This is a genomic window from Spirillospora sp. NPDC046719 (assembly GCF_040645715.1).
GTDB lineage: Bacteria > Actinomycetota > Actinomycetes > Streptosporangiales > Streptosporangiaceae > Spirillospora.
The window spans coordinates 1-3,766 of the sequence record NZ_JBEYYT010000668.1 but is presented as its reverse complement, the minus strand read 5'-3'; the positions used below and the strand labels follow the sequence as shown (position 1 = coordinate 3,766).

The window sequence follows — 3,766 nt, the reverse complement described above, 5'->3', positions numbered from 1 at the left end:
CCCGCGGCGGCGAGACCGGACAGCGGCGCCGCGAGCGGGTAGGCGAGCAGCCCGGTGGCGACCATGACGGGCGCGCAGCCGAAGGGGCCGCCCTCGGCGCCGCCCGCGAGCGCGAGCCCGGCGAGCGCGGCGAGCGCGGACGCGGCCACGACCAGGCGGGCACCCGGCGACCATCCGTGCGCGGCGACGACGGCGAGGAACGCGAAGCCCGCGACGGGGACGCACGGCAGCGCGAGCCGTCCGCGTTCGGCGAGGCGCGGCGGCGGCAGCGTCCAGGGGACGCGCCCGCGCAGCAGCACGCCGAGGACGGCGGCGCCCGCCGCCGCGCCGGCGAGCCAGGGGTAGGGAGCGAGCGCCGCGTGCCAGCCGGTCCCGTGCCAGCCGGCCGGTGCCGTCCCGGTGCGCGGCGGCGGGACGGCGCGCAGTGCCACCGGCATCGCGATCAGGAGCGACGCGGCCAGCACGCCCGCCCAGAGGGCGGACAGGGCCGCGTTCCGCCGTTCCCACACAAGGACGAGGGAGGCGGGCAGCGCGATCCCGGCTCCGGCGCCCTGCGCGGCGCGGACCGCGCCGACCACCGGCACCGAGCCAGCGAACCGGACGGCGCCGAGCCCGCCGAGCAGCACGGCGAGGCCGGTCGCGAGGACCGCCCACGCGGGGAGGCGGCGGGCGGCGACGGCGGCGAGGGGGAGGGTGAGGGCGAGCGCGGGCAGCGACAGGCCGGTGGCGCGCAGCAGGGCGGGGACGCGGCCCTCGCCGAGGCCGAGGGCGTGCGCGGCCACGGGGACGATGCCGGCGGTGGCGTCGGGCACGACCAGCACCGCGGCGGGGAGCACGGTGACGGCGGTCAGCAGCGCGCCGAGGGCCGCGCCCCGGCGCCGTGCCGCCGCGGCGCCGGCGGCGGGAGGGTCCGGTGCCGGGAGCGGGACGCCCGGCCGGTCGTGCGCGTGGGAGGACACGGCGTGCTCCTTCGGAGGTCGTCCCCACCGAACGCACTATTTCCCAATAAAGAAGAATGTCGGAATTGTTTGCGTGGAACGCGCAGGGATTCGGCGGAGGAAGTGATGCCGTCCCCGAGAATTTAGCGCGCCGGGAGCCGCTCCACCTTGCGTCCCATCCAAAAGGCCGTCAGCCAGAGCGCCCCGAACAGCGCGCCGAGGAAGAACATGGCCGGCACCATGAAGCCGGTCGCGATGATCGCCACCTGCAGCGCCGAGCCCGCCGCGAACGACCACGGGAACCGCAGCAGCCCGGCCATCAGCAGGCACAGCACCGCGAGGCCGCCGCACACCGCCCCGGCCGTCGTCCCGGACACGTCCAGCACCGAGACCGCCACCGGGATCGCCAGCGCGATCACGATCGCCTCGCAGGCCAGCACCGTGGCGTACAGCCGCCGCACCGGGCTGCCGGGCTTCCGCCCGGCCGGCTCCGGGGTGCCCTCCGTCGCGCCCTGCGCAGTGCCCTCGGTCATGGCGGTCACCGGCCCCCCTCTACGCGCAGCAGTGTCCTGGCGTCGCCGGCGGTGACCACCGAACCGGTGATCAGGACGCCGGCGCCCCGGTACTCGCCGGTCTCCTCGGCGAGGCCGATCGCCTGGTCGATCGCGTCGTCCAGGCGGTCGGCGACGTGCACCCGCTCCGGCCCGAGGATCCCCTCGGCGATCTCCGCCAGCTCCTCGGGCGGCAGCGACCGCGGCGAGGAGTTGCGGGTGACGACCAGCTCCGCCACGACCGGTTCGAGCTGGTCGAGGACCCCGGCGACGTCCTTGTCCGCGGCGACGGCGAGCACGCCGACGAGCCGGGTGAAGCCGAACGACTCGGTGACCGTGGCGACGGTCGCCGCCATCCCGGCCGGGTTGTGCGCCGCGTCCAGCAGCACGGTCGGGCCCGTCCGGGCGACCTCCAGCCGGCCCGGCGACGCCGACTTGGCGAACCCGCTGCGCACCAGCGCCGGGTCGAGCTGCCCCTCGTCGCCGCCGAGGAACGCCTCGCCGGGCGCGATCCGGGTGGCGGCCTCCAGCGCCACCTCTCCCCTGGTCGGCGCGCCGCTGGCGAACGCCTCGACGGCCGCCAGCGCGGTCGCGGCGTTGCTCGCCATGTGCTCCCCGAACAGCGGCAGGAAGATCTCGTCATAGGTGCCGTGCAGGCCGCGCACGCCGATCATCTGGCCGCCGACCGCGACGTCCCGGCTCAGCACGCCGTACTCGATGCCCTCGCGCGCCGCGGCGGCGCCGGTCTCCACGACCCGCCGCAGCAGCACCTCGGCCGCCTCGACGGGCTGCTGGGACAGCACCGCGACGCAGCCCGGCTTGATGATCCCCGCCTTCTCCCCGGCGATCTCCTCGAGGGTGTCGCCCAGGTAGCGGGTGTGGTCCAGGCCGATCGGGGTGACGACGGCGACCGTGCCGTCGGCGACGTTCGTGGCGTCCCAGGTGCCGCCCATGCCGACCTCGACCACCGCCACGTCGACGGGGGCGTCGGCGAACGCGGCGAACGCCATCGCCGTGAGGACCTCGAAGAACGACAGCCGCACCTCGTGCTTGCCGTCGATCAGCTGCACGTAGGGCAGCACGTCCTGGAACGCCTCGGCGAACCGCTCCTCGCTGATCGGCTCCCCGTCGATCGCGATCCGCTCGCGCAGCGTGGTCATCTCGGGGCTGGTGTACAGCCCGGTGCGCAGGCCGCGCTCGCGCAGCAGCGACTCGATCAGCCGCGCGGTGCTGGACTTGCCGTTGGTGCCCGCGACGTGGATCACCGGATACGCGCGGTGCGGCTCGCCCAGGACGTCGACGAGGTCGCGGATCCGGTCGAGGGTCGGGTCGATCTCCCACTCGACGCCCCGGCTCATGATCGCGTTCACGGCGCCGCGGTAGTCGAGCGGCTCGGTTGCCTGGCTCACGATGAGAGCCTATCCGCCGCCGCTGGGCGCCCTGTCCGCACCCGTGGCGGCCGGGGGCGCGCCCGGCGGACCCATGCGCCGAGTGGAACCATGGAAGGTATGCGGGCTGACGAGGTTTTCTTCCGGGAATGGGAGCGGCGTCGTCCCGGCGAGACGCGCAGCCTGGCCCGCGCGCGCGAGCTGGCGGAGGCGCTGGACGTCCTGTCCCCCGGCCTGCCGGTGCTGACCGTCGTCGGGTCCAAGGGGAAGGGGACGGCGGCGACGTACGCGTCCGCGTTCCTCGCCGCCTCCGGCCTGCGGGTATGCACCGTCACCAGCCCCGGCCTGCGCACCAACCGGGACCGGATCAGGATCGACGGCCGCGCGATCCCGGAGGCCGAGCTCGCCCGCCTCGGCGGCCTGCTCGGCGCGGCCATGGCGGAGCTGGGACCGCCGCAGGACGGCTACCTGTCGCCGTCGGGGCTGTTCACGCTGGCCGGCGTGCTGCACGCGCGCCGCGCGGGCGCGGACGCGCTCGTCCTGGAGGCCGGGATGGGCGGACGGTCCGACGAGGTGTCGCTGTTCCCGCCGGACGTGGTCGCGATCACGCCGGTCTTCCTGGAGCACGCGGGCGTGCTCGGCGACACGCCCGCCGAGATCGCCGCGGAGAAGCGGGCCGTGGCAGGGCCGGGGACGCGGATCGTGTCGGCGCCCCAGTCCCCGGACGTGGCGGAGGTGCTCGGCCCCGTTGAGTACGCGGGCGACGGCGGCGTCCCCGCCGGGCTGCTGCCCGCCGGGCTCACACAGTGATAGCGATTTTGTCGACAAATTAGCCATGCAATTGGTTCAAAGTAGAGTATATGTTTGGCTTGATCGGTGGGAGCTTCAA

The 3,766-nt window shown here is 75.3% G+C and carries 3 protein-coding genes and 1 pseudogene; 1 reads left to right on the top strand and 3 read right to left on the bottom strand.

Annotated elements, in window-relative coordinates:
* From ABZ914_RS48360 to ABZ914_RS48350, 3 genes and pseudogenes are all read right to left on the bottom strand, one after another.
* A pseudogene (locus ABZ914_RS48360) lies at window positions 1-959 on the bottom strand (hypothetical protein); the annotation flags it as partial.
* Between the two features lie 122 nt (window positions 960-1,081).
* Window positions 1,082-1,471 (bottom strand): DUF4233 domain-containing protein, encoded by a 390-nt coding sequence (locus ABZ914_RS48355; protein WP_500201355.1) that lies wholly within the window; start codon window positions 1,469-1,471, stop codon window positions 1,082-1,084.
* A 5-nt stretch (window positions 1,472-1,476) separates the two neighbouring features.
* Window positions 1,477-2,847, bottom strand: a complete 1,371-nt coding sequence (locus ABZ914_RS48350) for a bifunctional folylpolyglutamate synthase/dihydrofolate synthase (protein WP_500201356.1) — start codon at window positions 2,845-2,847, stop codon at window positions 1,477-1,479.
* A gap of 150 nt (window positions 2,848-2,997) precedes the next feature.
* On the opposite strand from ABZ914_RS48350, the gene ABZ914_RS48345 reads away from it, so the two are divergent.
* Complete coding sequence (locus ABZ914_RS48345) at window positions 2,998-3,687, top strand: folylpolyglutamate synthase/dihydrofolate synthase family protein (RefSeq protein ID WP_500201354.1); 690 nt, start codon at window positions 2,998-3,000, stop codon at window positions 3,685-3,687.
* The last annotated feature ends 79 nt before the right edge of the window (window positions 3,688-3,766 follow it).

Coding starts and splice junctions, on each gene's coding strand:
- ABZ914_RS48355 (WP_500201355.1), bottom strand. CDS start 1,471: ATGACCGAGGGCACTGCGCAGGGCGCGACGGAGGGCACCCCGGAGCCG.
- ABZ914_RS48350 (WP_500201356.1), bottom strand. CDS start 2,847: ATGAGCCGGGGCGTCGAGTGGGAGATCGACCCGACCCTCGACCGGATC.
- ABZ914_RS48345 (WP_500201354.1), top strand. CDS start 2,998: ATGCGGGCTGACGAGGTTTTCTTCCGGGAATGGGAGCGGCGTCGTCCC.